General features: G+C 70.4%; 21 protein-coding genes. 17 read left to right on the top strand and 4 right to left on the bottom strand.

Going from position 1 to position 22,620, the window contains the following annotated elements:
* The first annotated feature begins 132 nt into the window (after positions 1 to 132).
* Positions 133 to 1,857, top strand: coding sequence for a 3-dehydroquinate synthase (aroB, locus tag FIF60_RS01555; RefSeq protein ID WP_144183072.1), 1,725 nt, complete (start codon positions 133 to 135; stop codon positions 1,855 to 1,857).
* 4 nt (positions 1,858 to 1,861) lie between these two features.
* On the opposite strand, the gene FIF60_RS01550 is transcribed toward aroB, so the two are convergent.
* From FIF60_RS01550 to moaA, 4 genes are read right to left on the bottom strand one after another with little or no spacing between them, the layout of a single operon-like run.
* The gene (locus FIF60_RS01550) at positions 1,862 to 2,620 is read right to left on the bottom strand and encodes an NAD kinase (protein ID WP_144183070.1); all 759 of its coding nucleotides are present in this window, start codon (positions 2,618 to 2,620) and stop codon (positions 1,862 to 1,864) included.
* Positions 2,617 to 3,462 (bottom strand): carbon-nitrogen hydrolase family protein, encoded by an 846-nt coding sequence (locus FIF60_RS01545; protein ID WP_144183208.1) that lies wholly within the window; start codon positions 3,460 to 3,462, stop codon positions 2,617 to 2,619. The genes FIF60_RS01550 and FIF60_RS01545 overlap by 4 nt, the downstream gene beginning before the upstream one ends.
* Before the next feature lie 29 nt (positions 3,463 to 3,491).
* The gene (locus tag FIF60_RS01540; RefSeq protein ID WP_144183068.1) at positions 3,492 to 3,932 is read right to left on the bottom strand and encodes a hypothetical protein; all 441 of its coding nucleotides are present in this window, start codon (positions 3,930 to 3,932) and stop codon (positions 3,492 to 3,494) included.
* Between the two features lie 56 nt (positions 3,933 to 3,988).
* Entirely contained in the window at positions 3,989 to 4,981 is a 993-nt protein-coding gene (gene moaA, locus FIF60_RS01535; RefSeq protein ID WP_144183066.1) for a GTP 3',8-cyclase MoaA, read from the bottom strand.
* A gap of 374 nt (positions 4,982 to 5,355) precedes the next feature.
* Between moaA and FIF60_RS01530 the strand changes: the two genes are divergently transcribed.
* The 16 genes from FIF60_RS01530 to FIF60_RS01455 all read left to right on the top strand — a co-directional run bounded on the left by FIF60_RS01530 (position 5,356) and on the right by FIF60_RS01455 (position 22,617).
* Positions 5,356 to 7,353 (top strand): phage tail sheath C-terminal domain-containing protein, encoded by a 1,998-nt coding sequence (locus FIF60_RS01530; RefSeq protein ID WP_144183064.1) that lies wholly within the window; start codon positions 5,356 to 5,358, stop codon positions 7,351 to 7,353.
* Between the two features lie 58 nt (positions 7,354 to 7,411).
* Positions 7,412 to 7,936 (top strand): phage tail protein, encoded by a 525-nt coding sequence (locus FIF60_RS01525; RefSeq protein WP_144183062.1) that lies wholly within the window; start codon positions 7,412 to 7,414, stop codon positions 7,934 to 7,936.
* Positions 7,937 to 7,948: 12 nt separating this feature from the next.
* Positions 7,949 to 8,698, top strand: coding sequence for a hypothetical protein (locus tag FIF60_RS01520; RefSeq protein WP_144183060.1), 750 nt, complete (start codon positions 7,949 to 7,951; stop codon positions 8,696 to 8,698).
* Positions 8,695 to 9,456, top strand: coding sequence for a hypothetical protein (locus tag FIF60_RS01515; protein WP_144183058.1), 762 nt, complete (start codon positions 8,695 to 8,697; stop codon positions 9,454 to 9,456). The genes FIF60_RS01520 and FIF60_RS01515 overlap by 4 nt, the downstream gene beginning before the upstream one ends.
* Before the next feature lie 2 nt (positions 9,457 to 9,458).
* Positions 9,459 to 10,727, top strand: a complete 1,269-nt coding sequence (locus FIF60_RS01510) for a DUF4255 domain-containing protein (protein WP_144183056.1) — start codon at positions 9,459 to 9,461, stop codon at positions 10,725 to 10,727.
* Positions 10,724 to 12,661: an ATP-binding protein gene (locus tag FIF60_RS01505; RefSeq protein WP_144183053.1), complete on the top strand. Its 1,938-nt coding sequence runs from the start codon at positions 10,724 to 10,726 to the stop codon at positions 12,659 to 12,661. Before FIF60_RS01510 ends, FIF60_RS01505 begins: the two co-directional genes overlap by 4 nt.
* 253 nt (positions 12,662 to 12,914) lie before the next feature.
* On the top strand, positions 12,915 to 14,120 hold the full coding sequence (locus FIF60_RS01500) for an eCIS core domain-containing protein (protein WP_144183051.1): 1,206 nt from the start codon (positions 12,915 to 12,917) through the stop codon (positions 14,118 to 14,120).
* A complete protein-coding gene (locus FIF60_RS01495) occupies positions 14,117 to 15,094 on the top strand; it encodes an eCIS core domain-containing protein (RefSeq protein WP_204251043.1) in 978 nt (325 codons plus the stop codon). Before FIF60_RS01500 ends, FIF60_RS01495 begins: the two co-directional genes overlap by 4 nt.
* 2 nt (positions 15,095 to 15,096) lie before the next feature.
* Positions 15,097 to 16,554, top strand: coding sequence for a hypothetical protein (locus FIF60_RS01490; protein ID WP_144183049.1), 1,458 nt, complete (start codon positions 15,097 to 15,099; stop codon positions 16,552 to 16,554).
* The gene (locus FIF60_RS01485; protein ID WP_144183047.1) at positions 16,551 to 17,198 is read left to right on the top strand and encodes a hypothetical protein; all 648 of its coding nucleotides are present in this window, start codon (positions 16,551 to 16,553) and stop codon (positions 17,196 to 17,198) included. The genes FIF60_RS01490 and FIF60_RS01485 overlap by 4 nt, the downstream gene beginning before the upstream one ends.
* 9 nt (positions 17,199 to 17,207) lie before the next feature.
* The gene (locus FIF60_RS01480) at positions 17,208 to 17,489 is read left to right on the top strand and encodes a hypothetical protein (protein ID WP_144183045.1); all 282 of its coding nucleotides are present in this window, start codon (positions 17,208 to 17,210) and stop codon (positions 17,487 to 17,489) included.
* Between the two features lie 4 nt (positions 17,490 to 17,493).
* The gene (locus tag FIF60_RS01475; RefSeq protein ID WP_144183043.1) at positions 17,494 to 18,627 is read left to right on the top strand and encodes a phage late control D family protein; all 1,134 of its coding nucleotides are present in this window, start codon (positions 17,494 to 17,496) and stop codon (positions 18,625 to 18,627) included.
* A 13-nt stretch (positions 18,628 to 18,640) separates the two neighbouring features.
* The gene (locus FIF60_RS01470; protein ID WP_144183041.1) at positions 18,641 to 19,375 is read left to right on the top strand and encodes a phage baseplate assembly protein V; all 735 of its coding nucleotides are present in this window, start codon (positions 18,641 to 18,643) and stop codon (positions 19,373 to 19,375) included.
* A 5-nt stretch (positions 19,376 to 19,380) separates the two neighbouring features.
* Complete coding sequence (locus FIF60_RS01465) at positions 19,381 to 19,650, top strand: hypothetical protein (protein ID WP_144183039.1); 270 nt, start codon at positions 19,381 to 19,383, stop codon at positions 19,648 to 19,650.
* Between the two features lie 4 nt (positions 19,651 to 19,654).
* Positions 19,655 to 20,032 carry a GPW/gp25 family protein gene (locus FIF60_RS01460; RefSeq protein ID WP_144183037.1) on the top strand — a complete coding sequence of 126 codons (378 nt, stop codon included), beginning with the start codon at positions 19,655 to 19,657 and terminating at the stop codon, positions 20,030 to 20,032.
* Complete coding sequence (locus FIF60_RS01455) at positions 20,029 to 22,617, top strand: baseplate J/gp47 family protein (protein WP_144183035.1); 2,589 nt, start codon at positions 20,029 to 20,031, stop codon at positions 22,615 to 22,617. Before FIF60_RS01460 ends, FIF60_RS01455 begins: the two co-directional genes overlap by 4 nt.
* The last annotated feature ends 3 nt before the right edge of the window (positions 22,618 to 22,620 follow it).

Raw genomic sequence — 22,620 nt, 5'->3', positions numbered from 1 at the left:
GTTCTGGCCGGAAGTCCGGCTTGCGGTCCTGGCCCCGGCCTTGTGGCCATGCGGTTCCGGTTCCGCGAGGGAGCCGGCAGAGCGGTTCGCGGCGTGGCCAAGCGTCATAGGCATGCTAACAAGCAGGCACCGATGACAGATGCCACGGTCCCCGACTCGCCGCACGGCGATTCTACCCATCCCAGGCCGCAGGACGAAGCGGCGCGGCAGCGCGACGCGGCAGCGCCAGGCAAGCCCGTCGTCCTCGTAGGGCTGATGGGGGCTGGCAAGACGGCGATCGGCCGGCGCCTTGCCGCCCGGCTTCGACTTCCCTTCGTCGACGCCGACCATGAGATCGAGGCCGCAGCCGGCATGACGGTGGCCGATATCTTCGCCCGGTATGGCGAGCGGGCCTTCCGCGACGTCGAGCGACGCGTGATCTCGCGGCTTCTCTCCGGCGAGCCGATCGTTCTCGCGACCGGCGGCGGCGCCTTCATGGACAACGAGACGCGCGCTCTCGTCCGCGCCAGGGCGCTGTCGGTGTGGCTTCGCGTGCCGATCCATGTCCTTGTCCGCCGCGTCTCCGGGCGGGCTGACCGGCCGCTCCTGACAGGCAGGGATCCGGCCTATGTGCTCAGCGGCTTGGCCGAGCGCCGAAACCCCGTCTACGCGGAGGCCGACATCGTGGTGGACTGCACAGACGAACCCGCCGAGGGAACGACCGCGCGCGTCGCCGCGGCGATCGCTGCCCATGCGCCGCCCCGGTCGGTGCATGTCGCCCTGTCCGAGCGCGCCTACGACATCCTTATCGGCCCCGGGCTCATCGCACGGGCAGGGGCGGAGGCCGTCGCGGTCCTGCCCCGACGCCGCGTCGTCGTCATCGCCGATGAGACCGTCGCGCGGCTGCATGGGAGGACGCTGATCGGCGCGCTCGAGGAGACCGGCGTCGCCCACACCGTGCTCACCGTTCCGCCCGGAGAGCAGTCCAAGAGCATGGCGGTGCTCACCGGCCTGCTCGAGCGGATGACGGAGGCGGGGATCGACCGGCGCACCGGCGTGATCGCGTTCGGCGGCGGCGTGGTGGGCGATCTCGCGGGCTTCGCTGCTGCCGTCGCGCTGCGCGGCCTGCCCCTTGTCCAGGTGCCGACCACGCTGCTCGCCCAGGTCGACAGTTCCGTCGGCGGCAAGACGGGCGTGAACCTGCCGGCGGGCAAGAACCTCGTCGGTGCCTTCCACCAGCCGAACCTCGTGCTGTGCGACACCGCCGTTCTCTCGACGCTCCCGGTTCGCGAACGCCGCGCCGGATACGCCGAGATCGTCAAGTACGGGCTGATCGACGACCCGGCCTTCTTCGCCTGGTGCGAGGCGCATGGCGCGGAGCTGCTTGCCGGCGACAGCGATGCCGTGGCGGAAGCGGTCCGCAGCTGCTGCGCGGCCAAGGCGCGCGTGGTCGCGGCCGACGAGCGCGAGACGAACAGTGATGGTGGCCGTGCTTTGCTCAACCTCGGCCACACCTTCGGCCACGCCCTCGAAGCCGAGGTTGGCTACGACGGTGCACGGCTCCTGCACGGCGAGGCGGTTGCCGTCGGGCTCGGGCTTGCCTTCGCGCTGTCTGCGCGGCTCGGCCTCTGCGTGCCGGAGGACGCCGCGCGGGTGCGCGCCCACATTGCCGCTTCCGGCCTGCCGGCCGACCTCACGATGCTGAACCGCCGCTTCTCCGCCGCGCGGCTGGTTGGGCACATGCGGAAGGACAAGAAGGCAGAGGGCGGCAGGCTCACCTTCATCCTCGCCCGCGGCATCGGCGCGGCCTTCGTCAGCCGCGACGTCGCGGAGGAGGAGGTGGCGGAGTTGCTCGCCGAGGAGGGCTGCGAGGCGTGATCGGTCAGGCGGTGAATTGCTCGGCGATGATCCGCTCGGAAAGCGAGTGGTCGGCATCGAACAGGAGCGTCAGCGAAACGGTCCTGTCCTCGCGCACGCGTACCGTCAGAACGTCGCGCACCTCGGTGTAGTCCGCCACCGCAGCCACCGGGCGCTTCTCCGGCTCGAGTACCTCGAACAGGACGTCCGACTGCCCCGGCAGAAGCGCGCCGCGCCAGCGCCGCGGCCGGAAGGCGCTGATCGGCGTCAGCGGAAGAAGGTTCGCCGAAAGCGGCACGATGGGCCCGTGCGCCGAGAGGTTGTAGGCGGTCGACCCCGCAGGGGTCGAGACGAGCACGCCGTCGCAGATCAGCTCCGGCAGCCGAACCGTGCCGTCGACGCTGATGCGGATCTTGGCCGCCTGGCGCTGTTCCCGCAGGAGCGACACCTCGTTAATCGCGAGCGCCTCGGCCTCGCCGCCGATCACCGTGGTTGCCTGCATGCGCAGCGGGTGCAGCACCGACGGGATGGAGGCCGCGATGCGCTCGGCAAGCCCCTCCTCGCGGTACTCGTTCATCAGGAAGCCGACGGAGCCGCAGTTCATGCCGTAGACGGGCCTGTTGCTGCCGAGAAGGCGGTGCTGTGTCTCGAGCATGAACCCGTCGCCGCCGAGCGCGACGATGGTTTTCGCCTTGTCGAGCCCGGCCTCGCCGTAGCGGGCGATCAGCCGCTCCCGCGCCTCGCGCGCGACCGCCGTGTCGGCCGCGAGGAACGCGATGCTCACAGGACGCGGTCGTCGAGCACGCGATGCTCAAGAACGGGCATGTCGGCGCGCACGCGCTCTGTCCGCGCATGGTCGAGCCGGGCGGTGGCGAAGCCCGTGCCGTCCGACACCTTCGCGACCACATGGCCCCAGGGGTCTGCCACCAGGCTGTGGCCGTAGGTGAAGCGCGGGCCGCCCTTGTCCATGTGCTGGCCCCAGGTGGCGGGCGCGGCGAACCAGCACTGCGTCTCGATCGCGCGGGCGCGGATCAGCGTCTCCCAGTGGTCCTTGCCCGTCTGCAGCGTGAAGGCGGCGGGAAGCATAATCAGCTCCGCCCCCGCCTTCCTCAGTGCGAGGAACAGTTCCGGGAAGCGCACGTCGTAGCAGATCGCGCAGCCCACGGTGACGCCGTTCGCCTGGTAGGTAACCACGTCCTCGCCGCGGCCGTAGGTCGCGCTCTCGCGATAGCCGGTGCCGTCGGGGGCGACGATGTCGAAGAGGTGGATCTTGCGGTAACGGGCGACCTCGGTTCCCTCAGGGTCGAACGCCACGGTGGTGTTGAAGAGCTTCTCCCCCGCCGCCTCGCCGATCGACCCGCCATGGACGTGGATGCGGTGGCGACGCGCGAGGTTCTGCAGGAAGGCGTAGGCCGGCCCCGGCGTCTCGTTCGACCCGGGCGCGGGCAGGGGCTCGGCGGAGGCGAACTTGGTCTCCCGGTCTCCGCCGAGGCAGGTCCAGATCTCTGGCAGGGCGATCAGGTCCGGCCGGTCCGCCGCGACGGCGGCCTCGGTCAGCTTCTCGGCCTGGGCGAGATTGGCTGCCTTGTCCGCGCCTGGGTTCATCTGCACCACGGTCACGCGCATCGGCATCAGTCCCTTCATGAAGCGGCGTGTCAGCCGCGGGGCGGCCAGGAGAGCTTCGGCTCGGCGCGGCCCGGTGGAGGCAGGATCGGCTCGGCCCGCGCCTGCTCGGAGCGCACGGGCGGTGGCGTGGCGGGCCGCGCGACGCGCTCGGGCATCACGGGTGGTGGCGGGATGGGCGGCGCGATCCTCGGCTCGGGCGCGGCAGACGCATCGTGCCTTCGCATCGTCGGCGCCTCGGCCGGCATGCCGAAATCCGGCCCCGTGCGCGCGGCCCCCTGGACGATGCGGATGTTGAGCTGGCGAATCTCCTCGTGGATCACCTCGAGCCGTGCCTCGAGCGCCTCGATGCGGCCCTTAACGCCGAACACCGAGAAGGGCATCAGCACCCAGGCGAGCGCGATCATCAGCCCGAGGACGAGCACGACGAGATTGGCCCAGTCAGGCAGGCCGGGGATTCGCAGATCGAGCATGGCGGGCACTCTATCGCCTTCCCGGGGCTGCCGTCAGCCCAGGCAAGCCTGGGTTTTTAACCGCCGGTGACACTCATGTGGCGCGAGAGGGCTGGAGCGGCGCCGCGCCGCTCGATGACGAAGTCATGCCCCTTCGGCTTCCGCCCGATGGCGGCGACGATGGCCTCGCGGACGTCCTCCTCCGTCGCGCCGGGGCGGCGCAGCGGCGTGCGGAGGTCGGCCGCGTCCTCCTGGCCGAGGCACATGTAGAGCGTGCCGGTGCAGGTGAGCCGCACGCGATTGCAGCTCTCGCAGAAATTGTGCGTCAGCGGCGTGATGAAGCCGATGCGCCGTCCGGTCTCGGCGACCGTCACGTAGCGGGCGGGGCCGCCGGTGGCATAGTCGGTGTCGGTCAGCGTCCAGGTCTGGGCGAGGCGGCGGCGCACCAGGCTCAGCGGCAGGTACTGGTCGGTCCTGTCCGCCTCGATCTCGCCGAGCGGCATCGTCTCGATCAGGCAGAGGTCGAAGCCGTGCTCGCCGCACCAGGCGACCATCCGGTCGAACTCGTCCTCGTTGAAGCCCTTGAGCGCGACAGCGTTGATCTTCACCGCAAGCCCCGCCGCCTTGGCGGCGAAGATGCCGTCGAGCGTCTTGTCGATCTTTCCCCAACGGGTCGCTGCCGTGAACTTCGCAGGATCAAGCGTGTCGAGGCTGACATTGACGCGGCGCACGCCCGCCGCGTGCAGCTCCTCGGCATAGCGGGCGAGTTGGGTTCCATTGGTCGTCAAGGTCAGCTCGTCGAGCCCTGCGGTGCCGAGCCGGGCGCCGAGGCTGCGGAACAGCGTCATGACATCGCGGCGGACGAGGGGTTCGCCGCCCGTCAGCCTGATCTTCCGCACGCCGAGGCCGACGAACGTGCCGCACAGCCTGTCGAGCTCCTCCAGCGTGAGCAGCTCGGCCTTGGGCAGGAAGGTCATGTCCTCCGCCATGCAGTAGACGCAGCGCAGGTCGCACCGATCCGTCACTGAGACGCGGAGGTAGGAGATGGATCGGCCGAACGGGTCGATCATGGCGGAACGGTCCCTGTCCCGAACTCTCGGTTGGCACGGCTGATATAGGGGCGGAAGGGCGATATGTCCAATCCGTCATGTCGGTGGGGGGGAGTGTGCGTCCCGCAGGTCCGCGGGGGATCATCGCGCCGCCGTGATGGGGGCGCGCCGCCACTAACTCATTGAACGATATCGCAACGGCCCGGGGGCAGAACAAACCGGTCTTGCAACTGGATCGCGCGCAGGACTACCCTCGCGCGCGACGGCGGAGGCGTTCCGCCCGAGGCGGGAGAGGGGCGGCAGCGGCGGCGCGCGGCGCGAGTGCCGGCAGCGCGGCGCTCCCCCTTGTCCTGATGTGACCGCCCGGCGCCGCCAGGCTGCGGAGGAGACCGCCCATGCCCGTCCGCCCCACCTATCCCGGTGTCTACATCGAGGAGATCGCGTCGGGAGTGCGAACCATCGTCGGCGTCGCGACATCCGTTGGCGCCTTCGTGGACGCATTCTCGCGCGGGCCCCAGGATGTTGCCGTGCAGATCTTCGGCATGGCCGACTTCACCCGGGAGTTCGGCGGGCTGCATCGCGACAGCCCGGGAAGCTATGCGATCCGACAGTTCTTCGAGAATGGCGGCTCGGAGGCCTGGGTCGTCCGCGTCGCCCGCACGGGCAGCGCGACGGCCACCGACAATGCGGTGGGCGCAACGCAGGTGCTGACCGATGGCGGTGCCTTCCAGGTGGTCCGCGCGACCGCGGGGCGGCGCGTGCGCGGCCGCCGCGCCGTCGATCCCGGCTACTGGGGGAACAACCTCTACATCGATATCGACTACGACTGCCTGAGCCCGACCACTCAGTTCAACATGACGATCAGCGAGATCGTCGACCGTGACGGAAGGCGAACGGTGGCGCGGACGGAAACGTTCCGCAACCTCACCATGCGGCCCGGGCTTCCCGGCAGTGCCGTCGATGTCGTCAACGAAGGCTCGCGCCTCGTGCAGCTCGACCGCGACGGGCTCGCCGCGCTCGCAGAGCCGCCGCAGCGCCCCGCTGCGAACGGCACGCTCGGCGGCGAGCTTACCGGGCTCAACAGCGGCCCCGCCACGACCCTGACGCTCACGGTCAACCTCGTCGGACGGCCGGCGCCGAATGCACAGACGCTGACCATCACCAAGGCGGCGAACGCGCCCTGGACGGAGGTCCGCTCGCTTCTCGAGACGGCGATCCGCAACGCCGCGCGCGGCGCGACGGTGGCCACGGCAGACCGTGACATCCTCTCCGGCGTGTCGGTGAAGCTGCTCGGCAATGGCGGCACGACGCCGTTCCGCCTGCATGTCGTGCCCGGGCGCTTCAGCGTCGGCTTCGACCCGGCGACGCGCTTCCTGTTCGACGGCGCCGCGGCCGGCGCGGGCGCCGACGGACTGCGGCTCTCAAACGCCCAGGCGACGGTTGCGAATGCGTTCTGGCGGCTTGGCAGCGGCCAGGACGGCACGATGCCCGTGCCCGACGCAACGATCACCGGAAACGAGGCGGCGAAGACCGGCCTCTATGCGCTCGAGGATGTCGATCTCTTCAACATCCTCTGCATCCCGCGTGCGGCCGACCTCGCCGATACCTCCATGCGCGCAGTCTATTCCGAGGCGACGACCTACTGCGAGCGCCGCCGCGCGATGCTCCTGATCGACGTGCCCGAGGCGACGAACGACCTCGAGCGCGCGCAGGCCTGGCTCACCGCGAACGAGGTGCTCAGGCATCGCAACGCCGCGGTCTACTTCCCGCGCACCCGCGTGCCCGACCCGCTGAACGGAAACCGCCCGCGCGCCCTCGGCGCGTCAGGCACGATCGCGGGCCTCTACGCGCGCACCGACAGCGCGCGCGGCGTGTGGAAGGCGCCTGCAGGAACCGATGCCCGGCTGCGCAACGTCGACAGCCTCGACTACCTGTTGACCGACCTGCAAAACGGCGTGCTCAACCCGCTCGGCGTGAACTGCCTCCGCACCTTCCCGGTGTACGGCACGGTGGCCTGGGGCAGCCGCACGCTCGAAGGAGCCGATGCGCTGGCCTCGGACTTCAAGTACGTGCCGGTCCGCCGCTTCACTCTGTTCCTTGAGGAGAGCCTCTACCGCGGCACGAAATGGGTGGTGTTCGAACCCAACGACGAGCCGCTCTGGGCCCAGATCAGGCTGAACCTCGGCGCATTCATGCAGAGCCTGTTCCGCCAGGGCGCGTTCCAGGGCACGACGCCGCGCGAGGCCTACTTCGTGAAGTGCGACCGCGAGACGACGACGCAGGACGACATCAACCGCGGCGTCGTCAACATCGTCGTCGGCTTCGCGCCGCTCAAGCCGGCCGAGTTCGTCATCATCCAGATCCAGCAGATGGCAGGCCAGATCGAGACCTGAACGATCATGGCCTGAGCGAAGGAACGCAAGAGGATCTGCCGGAAGAGGAAACGCCGCCATGGCCCAGTTCACCGTCAACGCCCAGCGCTTCGATCCGTACAAGAACTTCAAGTTCCGCGTGCGGTGGGACGGCCGCTACGTCGCGGGCGTCTCGAAGGTGTCGTCGCTCAAGCGGTCGATCGAGGTCGTCGAGCATCGCGAGGGCGGGGACCCATCGCTGTCGCGCAAGTCTCCCGGCCGCGCGAAGTACGAACCTATCACCCTCGAGCGTGGCGTGACGCACGATGTCGAGTTCGAGCGCTGGGCGAACAAGGTATGGAATTTCGGCTCCGGCCTTGGCGCGGAGACGTCGCTCAAGGATTTCCGTAAGGACATCATCATCGAGCTGATGAACGAGGCGGGGCAGGTGGTGATCGCCTACAAGGTTTATCGCTGCTGGGTGGCGGAGTTCACCGCCATGCCCGACCTGGACGCGAACGCCAATGCGGTTGCGATCCAATCCATCCGGCTCGAGAACGAGGGGTGGGAACGGGACTACGAGGTGGCCGAGCCCTCCGAGCCGAGCTTCAACGAACCGAACTGACCGGGGACCGGCATGGCGATCGCCATCCGAGCATTGACCGGGGAGGACGAGGCGGGGTTCGCCGAGGAAGCCGCGCGCGGAACGCCTGTGCTCGGGCTGCTGGCCTTTCTCGCCGACCGTCTCGGTGCGACTGACGGCTCACACGGCGATGCTGCCGCCTCGCTCACGGCAGGCGAGGCGCAGGCGCTGGCGCTCCGCCTTCGCGCCGCGGTGCTCGACGGGCCGATGCGCGTCGCCTTCTCCTGCACCATGTGCGGCGAGAAGCTCGACCTCGCGCTCGATCCCCTGTCCCTTCTCGTCTCGGGTGAGGGCGGCTCGAGGACGCGCACGATCGGGGCGTTCCGCCTCACGTTCCAGCCGATTGCGGTGGCCGATATCCTGGCGGCAGGAGCAGCCGCCACGCCGCGCGAGGCGGCGCTGACGGTGCTCGATAGATGCGTGTCGGCAACGGACGCGCAGGATGCGGCGATCGCACCGTCGGACCTGCCCGAGGACGTCTTGGAGGAGGCGGCCGCGCATCTGCTCGCGCTCGAGCCGCAGGCCGAGACCGTCATCGCCTGCGCGTGCCCCACCTGCAACGCCGCGCTCGAAGCGGTGCTCGACCCGGCCCAGATCCTTGCCGCGGAACTTTCTGCCCAGGCACGCGGCGTCTATGCCGAGGTGCTCGCCATCGCCTCGCGCACAGGCTGGAGCGAACAGGCGATCCTCTCGATGCCACGCCTGCGCCGTCGCGGCTACGCCGCGGCGCTGGTGGGCGCATGAGCGTCGAGCGCCTCGGCGGGCTGGTGCTGCGGGCAGCCGCACCTGTCGGCCGCGCGCCGCCCGCGGAGCTTGCGCCTGCCTTCGACGCACCGGCAGCGGTGACGACCGCTGCGCTCGAGGCCGGGCTCGCTGCGTTTCCGGCAACGCCGCCTGCGCTGCGCCGCCTTGCCAGCCCACCGGTGGCGGCGCCTGCCGCACAGCATGCGGCCTTGCCGGAGATCGCGCTTGCGATCCCTGTCCGCGCGGCCGCAGCGAAGCCGGTGGCCAACACGGCGCGTGACCTGCCAGCACCCGCGGCGCCGCGCGCCGGCCACGACGCGGAGCAACCGATCATCGAGCCGCCCCGGGCTACACCGGCTCACGCTGTTCGGTCACCACGAAGCGCTGCGGCGGCGACACCGGCCGCTGCTGCAACTGCTCCCGTCGTGGTGGACCCGGCGATCGTCGCACCGGCACGGGAACACGCCGAAGCGCGACCGGCGGCGCGTGGCGCCGAGCCCACGACGCCTGCGCGCGTGCAGGTCGTCGCAACCGCTGCGCCCGCCCAACCAAGCAACCAGCCAGTTCCAGTCACGCCACCCACCTCGGACACCGAGCACGCGCCCGCGGCACCCACCGTTACCATTGGAACGGTCGAGGTCGTCATGGCTCCGCCGCCTGCACCCGCGCCGCGGACGGCCGCTCCGGCGAACCCGGCACCGGACCGCGGCTTCGCCCGCTACGCCGCGATGCGCGCTGCGCGTGACAGGGCCTGGTAGCGATGGCGGGCCATCTCGCCATCGCCGGCGCGTCGCGCACGCTGCGTACGCTGCTGCGCGACCGCATGGCGCAGGAAGACCTCGCCGTCACCCTCGCGCCGCCCGATGTCACGCCGGCGGACGCGAACGGGCTCCGCGTGAACCTCTACCTTCTGCATGTCGCGCCGAGCCCGCATCTGATGAACGTGCCCCCGCGACCCGACCTGCAGGGCCGCGTGCCTGCGCGCCCGCCGCTAGCGGTCGACCTCACCTATCTTGTCACCAGCCATGCGGCAGACGAGGCGGCGACAGGGTCGGACCTCGAGGCGCAGACGGCCCTCGCCGATGCGCTTGCGACCCTGCATGAGCACGCGGTCATCACGCCTGCGATGCGGGTGCGGCGAAGCGGCATCGCGGGCGCCCCGCAGGGCGCGCCTGTGATGGATCTCGCGCTCCTCGGCCAGACCGAGCGCCTGACCCTCACGCTTCGCGCCGCACCGCTGACGGAGCTGACGCAGATCTGGTCGGCGCTGAACACGAGCCCGCTTCGGCGTGGTGCACTGCTCGGCGTCTCCGTGGTCGAGCTCGCTTCGCGCGATCGTCGCCCTGTGCCGCGACCGGTGACGGAGCGGCGCATCCATCTGCAGCCCTTCGCCCCGCCGCTCATCGAGGTGGCGGAGCGAAGCGGCGTGCCGGGAGAACGCCGCGTGCGCATCGGCGATACGGTGCGCATCGAGGGGCGAAATTTCCGGGCGCTCCGCACGCTGGTGCAGTTCGGCGACCTTGCACCGAGCCCGGTGACGCCGGACGACGCCGGCGTGATCGTCACGCCGCCCATCCCCGATGACGCGGCGCTGCAGCCCGGGCCGATCGCGCTTCGGGTGATCGCGGAGCGCGAGCCTGAGGGTGTCGGCGGCGGCGAGGGCAAGGGCGTGCCGATCGCCGATCTGCCCACGCCGCCCGAGCCACGACACCTCTCCGACACGACGGTGCTGTCGCTCATCCCCGAGGTGAGCTCGGCCGCGGTGCTTGCCGCGGGCGGAGGGCTTGCCGCGCGGGTCGCCGTATCGGGCCAGCGCCTTTTCGCACCTGGTGCAGCGACGCTCGTGACCATCGGTGATGCGATCGCTGCCGTGATCGACCCGCCGATCGGCACCGCAGCCGCAACGCCGCTTGCCGTCGAGGTCCGGCTTGCCGATCTCGGGCTCGATGCTGCGGCGGCGGCCGGGCTTCCGGTACGCGTGCGCGTCAATGGCGCCGACAGCGCCGACGCCGTGACGGTGCCGCCATGAACGCCCCGCTTGCGGCGCCGCGCGAAGCCGGCGAGGCCTCCTCATGGCAGCGCTGGAACGACGCGCATCTCCAGGCGCTTCTTGAGCGCGTCAAGCTTTCGCTCGCCGCCCGCGTCACACCTTCCGAGGCCGATGCAGAGCGTCTGGCCCAGCGCCACGCCGCCTGTGCCGCGGCGGAGGCCGAGGCGGCAGGAGCGCTCGCGGCGACCGGCCACGTTCCCGCGGCCGTGGCGCTCCAGGAACGTTGCGGCCTGTCGTCGTTCGAGCTCGACGTGCTGCTGCTCTGCCTCGGGCCGGAAGCCGATGCCGAGATCGCCACGCTGCTCGCGCGCGCCGGCGCCGCCGGGCGACCGACGCCCGGGCTTGCCGCCCTGCTTGCTGGCCGTGGGCTTCCCTCCGCCCTGCTCGCCTTCGCGCCGACAGCCCGCCTCGCTTCTCTTCGGCTCGTCGAGATCGATCCGGCGTCTCCGCTGGCCGCGGCACCGATGCGCCTTGCGCCGCGTGTGCGTGATTTCCTTCTCGGTCTCGACAGGCTCGATGCCGAGGCGTCGTTCCTCTCGCCTGTGCGCCGCGTGAGCCTTCCACGCGCGCTCGCTTTGCTTGCAGCACGCATGGCGGAGGCGCTGGGCAAGGCGGAGCTCGCCGCGTTGGTCGGGCCCTCCGAAGCCGGTGGCTCGGCGGTGGCGGCAGAGTCGCTATCGACGCTCGGCCTGCTGCCGATGCGCCTCGATGGCACGATGCTGCCGGCAGAGGCTCCTGCGCTCGAGCATGCGCTCGCGCTCGCGACGCGCGAGGGAGCGTTGTCGCGGCTCGGCTTCGTCATCCCCATGGAGCCGGGGATTGCGGATTTGGTTCGAACACGGCTCCTCGAGAGGCTGTGCGCGCGGTCCATCATCGTCTCCGACAGCGCGGCTGGTTTTCCGCCTGGTGTCCCAACCTTCGTGCTTGCACGACCCGATCTCGCTTCGCGCGCAATGCTGTGGCGTGCGGCAGCACCGAGACTGAAGGCGAAGGAGGCGCGGCACCTCGCGGCGCAGTTCGCGCTCGCGCCCGAGGTGATCGCGCGCGTGGTTGCCGGTGCGGACGACGCGGCCCAGTCCCTCTGGTCGCGCGCGCGGGAGGAGGCGGCGCCCGCTCTTGCGTCACTCGGACAGCGCATCGTTCCGCGCGCCGGGTGGGACGACCTCGTGCTTCCTCCCGACACGCTCGCAGCACTTCGCGAGGTTGCGTCCGCGGCGCAGGTGCGCGAAGTGGTCGATGGCGCTTGGGGGTTCTCGCATGACGGCGGGCGGGGAGAGGGCATCGCGGTGCTTCTGTCGGGCGCCTCCGGCACCGGCAAGACCCTCGCCGCCGAGGTCCTTGCTGGTACGCTGAAGCTTGATCTCTTTCGCATCGACCTCTCGGGCGTCGTGTCGAAATGGATCGGCGAGACCGAGAAGAATCTCCGCCGCGTGTTCGATGCTGCCGAGGCCGGCGGCGCGGTGCTCTTCTTCGACGAGGCCGATGCGCTGTTCGGCAAGCGAAGCGAGGTGAAGGACAGCCACGACCGCTACGCCAATGTCGAGGTTGGCTACCTTCTGCAGAGGATGGAGAGCTATCGCGGTCTCTCGATCCTTGCCACGAACCTGCGCGGCAACCTCGACCCGGCCTTCCTGCGGCGGATGCGCTACGCGATCGATCTCCCCTATCCGGACGAGGCGTCGCGACGCGCGATCTGGCAGCGGCACGTCCCGTCAAAGGCGCCGCGCTCCGGGCTCGATCTCGACGCGCTCGCGCGGATCGACCTGCCCGGCGGGTCAATCCGCACCGTCGCGCTGAACGGTGCTGCGATGGCCGCGGCCGAAGGCGGGCCCATCGAGACGCGGCACATGCAGGCAGCCGCGCGGCGCGAGCTCGCCAAGCTCGGTCGCCTGACCGGCGGGGCGCCGCGATGAGCGGACCGTCACCCCCCACTGTCGCAATCAAGCGCCTGCGCATCGTCGGCCTGGCAGGGCAGAAACCGAGCAAGGCTGACATCGCAGCTGAGGTCGCGCGCGCCTTCGCCGATGCACCGCCCACAGGCACAACGCCGCGCGGGCCCTTGGCCCTGCCGCACGGCGCGTCTCTGGCCGAGGCCGCGAATGCGGCTGCGCGAAGCGTGCGGGGGCAGAAGCGATGATCGCCCTCCGCGCAATGGAACCGGCTGGCGTGGCACCTCCCGCGCCGGCGCACCCTGCCTTCCGCGTGGGGCCAGCGAACGCGCCGGAGGAGGCCGAGGCCGATGCCATTGCCGCGCGCGTTCTCCAAGGCGGCACGCTGAGGCGACGCTGCGCGGCGTGCGAGGCAGAAGAGAAGCTGTCCCGCAGGGCCGATGGCGGAGCGGTTGCCCCGCAAGCCGCCGGGCACGTGGCGCAGGCGCTGCATGAGCCGGGCCACTCTCTCTCGGGAGCCGATGCCGCCTTCTTCGGCTCCGCGATGGCGGCGGATTTCACAGGCGTGACAATCCATACGGGTGCCGCGGCCGACATGGCAGCACGCAGCGTCGGCGCCGTCGCCTTCGCGCTCGGGGAGCATCTTGTGTTCGCGCGCGGCGCCTACCGGCCGTCGGAGCCGGAGGGGCGGCGGCTGCTTGCGCATGAGCTCGCGCATGTGACGCAGGGCGCGCCCATGCTTCGACGCGAGGAACCTGGAGCGAAGAAGAAGGAGGACGACACGGCCGGCACGGTGATCGTCGAAGGCCTGAAGACCGTCGCCAAGGAGGCGGCGAAGAACGAGAAGGTCAAGGAAAAGGTCATCGAGCCTGTGAAGAAGGCGGCCGAGAAGAAGTGGGAAGGCCTCCGTACAGGAGAGAAGGCGGCCGTCGCCGGGTTCGGTGCCGGAACGTATCTTCTTGGCGTGGGAGCGATGCTGGCTGATCCATCCGGCCGCAAGGCGCTCTCGGACTTCAACCTCCTTGCGCCGACCGAGCTGATCCCCGGCTGGCCGTTGACCAGCTTCTCGTTCACGCTGCCGGAGGCCGAGCAAGGCCCGATCGGGTTCAAGGCTGGGTTCGACGGCGTCAGGCTGATCGATGCGCTGAAGCCGGAAGGCTCATCCTCCGTCATCACTAAGCTCAGCGTCGATGCCGGCTGGTCGATCGACCCGGCGGGCGAGCAGTCGAAGCTCACCACGCTCAAGGCGACGATCGGCTTCGCTCCCGGCATCTCCGTCACCGGCGGCCTGACCAAGGGGCCCTTCCTGACGGGACCGTTCCCGATCCGGTCTCCGGAGGGCGAGCTGCTGACGCCGATGCAATCATTGCCCGAGCCGCCGGGCGCGAAGGACACGCGGCCGAATGTGGGCGTCATGATCACGTTCGACGTCGCCAAGCTCGCGCCAAGCCTGTTCGGCGGCAAGAAGGAGGAGAAGCCGTGAGGGCGTTCGCTCCCGAGCCGGGTGCGCAGCGTGCGGCGGCAGCGCCGCCCCCGTCCTTCCGGATCGGTGCTGCGAACGATGCCGCCGAGGGGGAAGCGGATGCGATCGCCGCGCGGGTTCTCGAGAAGCCGGTCCTCCGCCGCACATGCGCCGAATGCGAAAGAGAACAGAAGCTCTCGCGCGCGGTGAACGGGGGCGCACTGACGAGCGATGCGCAAGGCGCCGTCGGCGCGGCGCTCGCGGAAGGTGGTCAGCCGCTTGCAGCAGCGGATGCGCGCGGCTTCGGCGACGGCATGGGGGCCGATTTCTCGGCCGTGCGGGTCCACACCGGTGCGGCGGCCGATCGCGCGGCGCGGAGCGTCGGCGCGCGGGCCTTCGCGCTCGGTGGCCATCTCGTCTTCGCCAACGGCGAGTACAGGCCCGAGGCGGGCGAGGGGCGGCGACTTCTGGCGCACGAGCTCGCCCATGTTCGGCAGGAGGGCCAGGCGCCGATGCTGCGGCGCCAGGCGCCGGCTGCCGCGAAGCCGCGCAACCGGAGCTTCGATGCGCATGGCGTGACGGTGCTCATCCGCTCCGACTGCGAAACGACCGCCGGGTTCTCCTTCGCCCTGATGAAGACCGCGGTGACGGGCGCGCTCGATGCGATCTTCAAGATGAAGTGCATCGCGCCGAAGCCGCGCGCGGCCATCCAGGCGAACCTGAAGAAGCACGGGCTCGATTTCCACTGCGACGACTCGGCAAACCTGCAGACGCCCGGCGTCTGCGCCGAAGCGACCGGGTTCAGCATTCCCGCCAATATCTTCACCATCGGCACCGCGGCGCTGACGGCCGCCACGTGCGGGCCGCTCGCCTCGACGATCCTGCACGAGATCATCCATGTCGTGCGCGGGCAGTTCGGCGAGGACCTGCCGCGAAGCTGCGAGGCGTCCTGCTTCGGCCAGGCGGGCGACCCGAAGCTGTGCAGGGGGAGCTGACGATGCGCGCAGCGGCCTTCGCGCCAGCCCCGCCTGAAGCAGCGCCGATGCAAGCCGCGTGGAGCTGGACACTGGGTGCCGCGAACGATGCCGCGGAGGCGGAGGCTGACCGGATCGCCGCGCGCGTGCTGGCCGGCTTGCCTGCTTCGCCGTCCCGCAAGCAGCCTGCGGGCGTGCTGCGGCGGGAAGGCGAGGGGGGTGGGCGGAGCGTCGACCTGCCTTCTGCCGGAGACCTTGAAGCCGAGGCCGCGGCGCTTCTCGCGGAAGCGCTCGTCATCATCGCCGCCGGCCAGGCGATCGCCGAGGACATGGCGATGCGTGTCGCCACCGCCGTGGCCGACGCGCTGCTCACCCTGGGGCGAGCGGCCATCGACACGGTCACGGGAGCCGCCCTGGCTTTCGGCGCATGGGTCGTGGAGCAGGCCGCAAACCTTGTCGTATACGACGCTGGGTTTCTGTTCGCCCTGATCCGCACGGTGGAGGCGGTTGCCGCCCGGGTTGCCGCCTTGCCGGAGGACATCGCGACGCTCGCCCGCGAGGCGCGCAGGCTGGCCGAGGCCGGCGCGGCGACGGTCCAGGACTGGGCCGATGCGTTCGCCGACGCGGCGGGAGTTCGCGAGGCGCCTGCGGAAAGCCACCGTTCGGTGGCGGACAGGGAGGCTGACGCGGAGCGCGCGGCCGAGGCGGCCGGCGTCCACCCACCGATCGGCAGCGTGTGCGGGCCCGATGTGACCGCCCAGACCGCAAGCGTATGGGCGCGCGTGCAGGCCGACTTCGCCGGATGGTCGGATACGCAGAAGTGCGCATCGTGTACGAGCCTCGTGAACCCGATCATCCAAGGCTCGGACCCGCCAAGCCAGCAAATGGTCGAGACCGGACTGCAGGCACTGTGGGAGACAGGCAACGTCGTTGTAGGCGGGCAGGGCGTGCTCCTGGGGCTCGGACTGAACCTCAACCGTGATGCGTTCGACACGCTCGGGCTTTATCTCGGCTCCGCCTCGTATCTTCGCGCGCCGCCCTATTCTCCGCCCTGCGGGCAGCCGGGAAGCCCAAACCCCTCGGCAGAAGCAAATGACCGCGTGCACGAGACCCCGAGCACCTGCGCGACGACGGTGCAGATCGGCCCCGAATGCTGGGTGTCCGGAACCGCGAACTACGGCACCTACGGGATCATGATGCATGCCTGCTACGACTGGCTCGCCGCCGGCGGTGCCTGTTGGCTTCCGAGTTCGCTGTTCTCGCGCACCGCCACGATCGTGCTCGTGCAGGCTTACAAAAGGCTCGACCGTGACGATCCCGAGCCGCCGACGCGCTGGGCGCTGGCGACGTATGACGGAGGTGCCTCGGCCTATGCGAGCGGCGGCAACCGTCCGAACTGCCCGACGTCCTGTCCAATGCCCTATTCCGGCGCGCCGTTCTCCTATGTGTGGGAGCCCGTCGTCCCGCGGGCCGGGCCATGACCGGGCTCTCCACGTCGCCGCGGATCCTGAAGGGCGCGCTCGTCGCCTACGCCTTCCCCGATCTCGTGCCGTCGGTCGTTATCTTCCAGTACAACCCCGAAACGCTGACGCGCAGTCTCACACCACGCACGGCCGAAGGCGGCGTCGGCCGAGGCGATGCCATGCGCGCGGACGGCCCGCCCGAGGAGACGATCAGCCTCTCGGTCGAGATCGACGCGGCAGATCAGCTCGAGCGCGGCGATGGGCTTGCAGGGACGGTCGGGCTCCACCCGGCGCTCGCCATGCTCGAGGGCCTGCTCTATCCGCCGTTCCCCCTCGTCATCGCGAACCAGGCGCTCGCACTCGCTGGCGGCGCCTTCATCGGCGGCGAGCCGGTGCCACTTGCGCTGTTCGTGTGGGGGCCGTCGCGCGTGCTGCCGGTGCGCGTGCAGTCGGTCTCGATCACGGAGCAGGCATTCGATCCGGGCCTGAACCCGATCCTCGCGCGCGCCGAGCTCTCGATGCGGGTGCTCACCTATCGCGAGCTCGAACCGACGAGCCCGGCCTACTGGGTCTACATGGCGTCGTTCACGCAGAAGGAGGTGATGGCCGCGATGAACCTGGTGTCAAACGTGGCGTCGCTCGGCGCCTCCGTGTCGATCTAGGGGGCGCCGATGTTCGAGCGCGGCAGCCGGTACGAGGCGGTTCCCGATGCGACCTACGAGACATCGGACGGCCGCACGATCCGCTACAAGACGCTTCGCATCGTCCCCGCGCCTGGCGGCGCGCTCGGCTTCACCGTTCGCCAGGATGAGCGGCTCGACCGTGTTGCCTTTGCAACGATGCGCGATGGCCGCCTCTGGTGGCGCGTTGCCGATGCCGGCCTCGCGATCGACCCCGATGCGCTCGTCGCGGAGCCGGGCGTGGTGATTGCCATTCCGGCGCCGGGGCGGTAGGGCGATGACGTCCTTCGGGCAGCCGTTCTTCATGGTCCGGGCGGCCTTCGCGCCGCTCCTGCCGCCGTTCATGTCGGCACTCGAAGGGATCGAGGTCGAGACCTCGGTCGATGCCGCCTCCGTGGTCCGCCTCCGCTTCAGCCTCTCGCGGAACTTCCTCGGCGACTGGGACCCGCCGGTCGCTGACTTCTTCCGCCCGCTCGTGCCGCTGACCGTCTCGGTCTCGTCGGGCCCGCCCCTGCCGGAGACGCTGATCAATGGCTTCGTCCGCGAGGTGCGGCAGACGGGCCGCGGCGCGGCGAGCGGCACCACGGCCGAGGTCGTCGCGATGGACGCAACGGCGACGGTGATGAACCTCATCGAGCAGCCGATGCCGCATCCGAACATGGACCCTGCGACCATCGCCTCGGTCATCTTCGGCCGCTACGGCATCACGCCCCTGCCGCTGCCGACGCCACCCACCCGCACGATTGCGGATACGACGACGATCCAGCGCGGCACCGATGCCAGGATGCTGCGCGAGATGGCGCGCGCGCTCAGCTACGAATGCTATCTGCAGCCCGACCCGATCACCGGCCTCGACGCGGGGCATTTCCACCCGCCTCTGACGGCCGTGCCGCCGCAGGGGGTGCTGAGCGTCGATTTCGGGACGGCGACGAACCTCGTCAATTTCGACGTGACCTACGATACGCTCTCGCCGACGTCGGCCGTGTCGGCAGAAGCCGATCCGCGGAGCGGGGTGCCGATCCCTGCGCCGGCGGTCGCGCCCCTGATGCCGCCAGAGGGGCTCGAGCCCGCGCTGTTCCGCGTCATCCCCCCACGCATCAGCCGGCCGACGGCGCGCGACGCGGCCAACCCCGCCGAGCTTCTGCGCCAGAATCAGGCGATCGTCGACCGCTCCTCGCGCGCGCTGCGTGGCTCGGGAACCGTCGATGCGGTGAAGTACGGTCGCATCCTTCGCCCGGGCCTGCCGGTGCTCGTGCGCGGCGCCGGCCGTGCCTATAGCGGCCTCTGGTACGTCACCACCGTCACCCACAGCATCACCACCGGCGCCTGGACGCAGAGCTTCAGCGCCACGCGCAACGCGCTCGGGCTCACGGGGGCGGAGATCTTCATCGACCCGCTCGCTGCGTTCTGAGGAGGACACGAGCATGCCGATCACGATCGACGAGCTGGAAACGACGGTCGGCGGTGGCTCGTCCTCCGCGCCGCGCGACCGGTTCTACGGCAAGTATCGCGGCACGGTGATGAACACGACCGACCCGCTGCAGCAGGGCCGCATCCAGGCGATGGTTCCTTCCGTGCTCGGCGAGATCCCGTCCGGGTGGGCCAGTCCCTGCGTCCCCTATGCCGGGCCGCTTTCCGGTTTCTTCTCGATCCCTCCGGTCGGCGCGAGCGTCTGGATCGAGTTCGAGGCGGGCGACCCCTCGATGCCGATCTGGACGGGCGGGTGGTGGCCGAGCGGGATGATCCCGGTCGAGCCGGCAGGCGGCCCCGCGCAGCCCCTGACGACGCGCATTTGGCGCACGGAGACGGGGCTGACGGTGATGATGGACGATGCGGCGCAGACCGTGACGCTGTCGGACGGGATCAAGCTCCACATGGTCGAGCTCAACGTTCCGACGGCGACTGTCACGATCAAGGGCGCGCTCAACGTGGTCTCGGAGGCGCCGTTCGTGAAGCACGGGTCGGCTGCCGCACCGCACCCGCACGTGAAGGGCGACCTGCTGATGGCCTATCTCGGCCAGCTTGTCGCGATGCTTCAGGCCCACATCCATCCGGGCGAGACAGCGGCCGGCGTCCTGCCGGTCACGCCCGCCCCGCCGGTGCCGGCCTTTCCCGTGCCGCCGCCGAGCATGCTGTCCACCAAGGTTTTCCTGGAGTAGCGGCGATGGGCGCCTTGAAGGGCGGCTTGCCCGACAATCTCAGCAACTCCATCGCGCTCGCGATCGAGGAGGAGCTCGATGCGCTGCTGCGCGCTGACGGGCTTCCAGGGCTCTCGATGGGATCGGAGGAGGCCGTGCGCGATCGGCGCCGACTGTTCTGCGCGATCGGCCGTGGCGTGGTCCGGCACCTGGTCGACCGCAGCGAGGCCTTCGCCATCGATGTCGATACGAGTGCGAACGATGTCTATCGCCACCCGGACCTGACGGCGGAGTAGGGTAATGGCCGCGCGCGCCTTCCTCTCCTTCCCCTTCCAGGCCGATGCGCGCGGGCGCGCGGCGACCGTGGGGTCCGAGCGGCACGTGCGGGAAATGATCGAGCAGGTGCTGTTCACCGCGCCGGGCGAACGACCGATGCGACCGGAGTTCGGATGCGGCCTGCGCGAGCTTCTGTTCCAGCCAGCCTCCGATGCGCTCGCCGCCGCCACGCAGCAGATGGTGCAGGGCGCGCTCATGCGCTGGCTCGAGGATTGGGTGGCCGTGCAGCGCGTTACTGTCACGGTGGAGGACGCAGCCCTCATCGTCACCGTCGTCTATGCGCCGCGCGGCACGGGCGAGATGCGCGCCGAGACGTTCACCGTCCCCGCAGGTGGGCCATGAGCATCGACGCCGCCATTCCCGCCTGCGGCGAGGACGAGCGCCGCGCGATCATCCTCGCGCATCCGACGCTGAACGGCATCGATTTCGTCGAGTATCGGCATTTCCCGCTTGCCGCGCCGGGGCGCCGCCACGTCCTCGAGACGATCTTCCTCAAGCCACCGCCTTCCCTCGGCGCCGCTGATCTCGTCATCGAGGGCGGGGCGCGCGTCATCGGCATCGGCGTCGTCGGAACGGAAGCGCTCGGCCCGAACGGCTTGCGCGTGTTTGTCACCGAGGCAGGCGATTTCTCGCTCTACCGCCTCGTGGTGCGCGAGCCCGCAACGCATGGCATCGACGCGGTGCTGGCAAGCGCGGCCATCAACTTCAAGGCCGGCTGCCCGACCGACCTCGACTGCCGCGTCGTCATGCGCTGCGAGGAGCCCGAGGGCGAGGTTCCGTCGCTCGACCACATGGCGCGCGACTTCGAGAGCTTCCGCACGATGCTTCTCGATCTCGCGAGGGCCCGGAACCCGCGCTGGACCGAGACGCACCCGGCCGAGCCTGCTTCCGTGCTCGTCGAGCTTCTCGCCGCGGAGGGAGACCGGCTCGCCTGGATGCAGGACGCCGCAGGAACCGAGGCCTCGCTCGAGACGTGCCGGATGCGCATCTCGGCGCGTCGGCATGCGCGCCTGGTCGACTACCGGATGCATGACGGGCGAAACGGCTTCGCCTTCGTGCAGCTCGACGTCGATGGCGCCGGCACCGTGCCTGCCGGGACGCAGATGATGACGCGGATCACCGCCCCGCTGCGCGGCGAAGCCAGCTCCCCCGGCCCGCTCATTCCCGACACGATCACACTCGATCATGACGGCGACCCGGCCCTTGCCGGCGTGACGGTGTTCGAGGCGACGGCGCGTGTTCCTTGCCACCCCGACCTGAATCGCGTCTGGCTGCATGATTTCGGCGGCAGGGCATGCTGCCTGCCGCGCGGCGCCACCTCCGCCTTCGTCTATACGGTGCAGGACGACGGCACGATTCTTCGTCCGCCGCTCGTCGCCGGCGACTGGCTGCTGCTCTGGGAAGCAAAGGGGCCCGAGACCGGTGCGGCACCCGATGCCGACCCTGCGCGACGCGTCGCGGTGCGTCTGACCGAGGTGATCGACGCGGAGGACCCCGCGTTCACCGCGACGGCCGACGCCACGCCGGCGGGCCCGGTGCCGCGCCGCGCAACAGCAGCCGGCGACCCGCCCATGCCGCTCATGCGGGTGACCTGGCAGGCGGAGCACGCACCAGGCTTCGCGCTGACCATCACAGGTCGCGACGATACCGGCGCGGCGGTGCCGCATGCCGGGCAGGCACGGGGCAATGTGGTTCCGGTCGACCATGGACGGTCGATCGTTGCGCGCAGCGCGGACGGCACCTTGCCGCCTGCCGTCACGCGCGGGCGCACCACCGCCCTCGCACTTCCTGCTGCGCCACTGACGATGCAGGCCATGGGGTCGGACGCCGTGTTCGCAGCCGATGGCAGGGCCGTCGCGTCGCGTCACGAACTCGCCGTCCCCGCCGCGGAGGCGATGCCTGCGGTGGTGCTGATCGTCGATACGCCGGCGGAGGAGCCTGCCATCTGGCGAGCCGTGCCGGACCTTCTCGCCTCCGACGCATTCGATACGCATTTCGTCACAGAGGTCGATGATCAGGGCCGAGCGGTGCTTCGCTTCGGCGACGACGCGTTCGGGCGCAGGCTTCCGGCCGAGGCGTCGATCCTCGCGCGGTTCCGGATCGGCAACGGCCTGGCGGGCAATGTCGGTGCAGGCTCGCTCGTTCATGTCGCACAGCCCGCAGCGGCAGACATGACCGACCCGGCTGACCCCGATGCGCCGCCACCCACCTTCCCCGGCGTCACGGCGGTGTGGCAGCCCGTCGCCGCGCGAGCGGGAGAGGAGGCCGAAGCCCTCGCCGCCGTCCGCGGCAATGCACCGTCGGCCATGCATGCGGTCCAGTTCCGCGCGGTGACGGAGGCGGATTGGGAGAAGGCGGCGCTGACGCTCGCGGGCGTTGCCGCCGCGCGCGCCGCACTTCGCTGGACCGGAAGCTGGTACACGGTGTTCGTCGCCATCCACCCGTCCGACGCGGCCATGCTGGTGGCGCTGCCCGGCGGCGGCGTGATGCTCGAGCCCGGGTTTGCCGGTGCGATGCGCGCGGCCCTGAACCGCTGGCGCCTCGCGGGGCGCGACCTCGCGGTGCGCGCGGGGCAGTACGTGCCGATCCGGCTTCGCATCGGCCTCTGCATCGCGCCGGGGCACTTCCGATCCAGCGTCGTGCCCGCCGTGCGCGAGGCGCTCGTCGGAGCGGGTGGGATCTTCGACATCCGGACGGCGCGCTTCGGCGCGACGGTGCATCTGTCGCGCATCATCGCAACGGTGGCCGGCATACCCGGCGTCTCATCCTGCGTGGTCCGCGAATTCCATCGCTATTGGGGCCTGCCGGCGGGGGAACGCGAGGCCGGCTTCATGCGCTTCGGCCTGTGGGAGCTGCCGCGGCTTGATGCCGATGCGTCTCTGCCGGAGAACGGCTTGCTCGTTCTCGAGATCGAAGGGGAGGGGTGAGCG

It is taken from the genome of Elioraea rosea, from assembly GCF_007644105.1.
In the GTDB taxonomy this organism is placed as follows: Bacteria; Pseudomonadota; Alphaproteobacteria; order Acetobacterales; family Acetobacteraceae; genus Elioraea_A; species Elioraea_A rosea.
Note: the sequence above shows the minus strand (reverse complement) of the source record. Positions and strands in the feature narration are given on the sequence as shown.

What these genes read in the sequence shown, in the direction of transcription:
- FIF60_RS01520 (WP_144183060.1), top strand. Translation starts at nt 7,949, where the DNA reads ATGGCGATCGCCATCCGAGCATTGACCGGGGAGGACGAGGCGGGGTTC.
- FIF60_RS01540 (WP_144183068.1), bottom strand. Translation starts at nt 3,932, where the DNA reads ATGCTCGATCTGCGAATCCCCGGCCTGCCTGACTGGGCCAATCTCGTC.
- FIF60_RS01475 (WP_144183043.1), top strand. Translation starts at nt 17,494, where the DNA reads ATGACGTCCTTCGGGCAGCCGTTCTTCATGGTCCGGGCGGCCTTCGCG.
- FIF60_RS01480 (WP_144183045.1), top strand. Translation starts at nt 17,208, where the DNA reads ATGTTCGAGCGCGGCAGCCGGTACGAGGCGGTTCCCGATGCGACCTAC.
- FIF60_RS01510 (WP_144183056.1), top strand. Translation starts at nt 9,459, where the DNA reads ATGGCGGGCCATCTCGCCATCGCCGGCGCGTCGCGCACGCTGCGTACG.
- FIF60_RS01455 (WP_144183035.1), top strand. Translation starts at nt 20,029, where the DNA reads ATGAGCATCGACGCCGCCATTCCCGCCTGCGGCGAGGACGAGCGCCGC.
- FIF60_RS01515 (WP_144183058.1), top strand. Translation starts at nt 8,695, where the DNA reads ATGAGCGTCGAGCGCCTCGGCGGGCTGGTGCTGCGGGCAGCCGCACCT.
- FIF60_RS01490 (WP_144183049.1), top strand. Translation starts at nt 15,097, where the DNA reads ATGCGCGCAGCGGCCTTCGCGCCAGCCCCGCCTGAAGCAGCGCCGATG.
- FIF60_RS01545 (WP_144183208.1), bottom strand. Translation starts at nt 3,462, where the DNA reads ATGCGCGTGACCGTGGTGCAGATGAACCCAGGCGCGGACAAGGCAGCC.
- FIF60_RS01460 (WP_144183037.1), top strand. Translation starts at nt 19,655, where the DNA reads ATGGCCGCGCGCGCCTTCCTCTCCTTCCCCTTCCAGGCCGATGCGCGC.
- aroB (WP_144183072.1), top strand. Translation starts at nt 133, where the DNA reads ATGACAGATGCCACGGTCCCCGACTCGCCGCACGGCGATTCTACCCAT.
- FIF60_RS01485 (WP_144183047.1), top strand. Translation starts at nt 16,551, where the DNA reads ATGACCGGGCTCTCCACGTCGCCGCGGATCCTGAAGGGCGCGCTCGTC.
- FIF60_RS01470 (WP_144183041.1), top strand. Translation starts at nt 18,641, where the DNA reads ATGCCGATCACGATCGACGAGCTGGAAACGACGGTCGGCGGTGGCTCG.
- FIF60_RS01530 (WP_144183064.1), top strand. Translation starts at nt 5,356, where the DNA reads ATGCCCGTCCGCCCCACCTATCCCGGTGTCTACATCGAGGAGATCGCG.
- FIF60_RS01505 (WP_144183053.1), top strand. Translation starts at nt 10,724, where the DNA reads ATGAACGCCCCGCTTGCGGCGCCGCGCGAAGCCGGCGAGGCCTCCTCA.
- FIF60_RS01525 (WP_144183062.1), top strand. Translation starts at nt 7,412, where the DNA reads ATGGCCCAGTTCACCGTCAACGCCCAGCGCTTCGATCCGTACAAGAAC.
- FIF60_RS01465 (WP_144183039.1), top strand. Translation starts at nt 19,381, where the DNA reads ATGGGCGCCTTGAAGGGCGGCTTGCCCGACAATCTCAGCAACTCCATC.
- moaA (WP_144183066.1), bottom strand. Translation starts at nt 4,981, where the DNA reads ATGATCGACCCGTTCGGCCGATCCATCTCCTACCTCCGCGTCTCAGTG.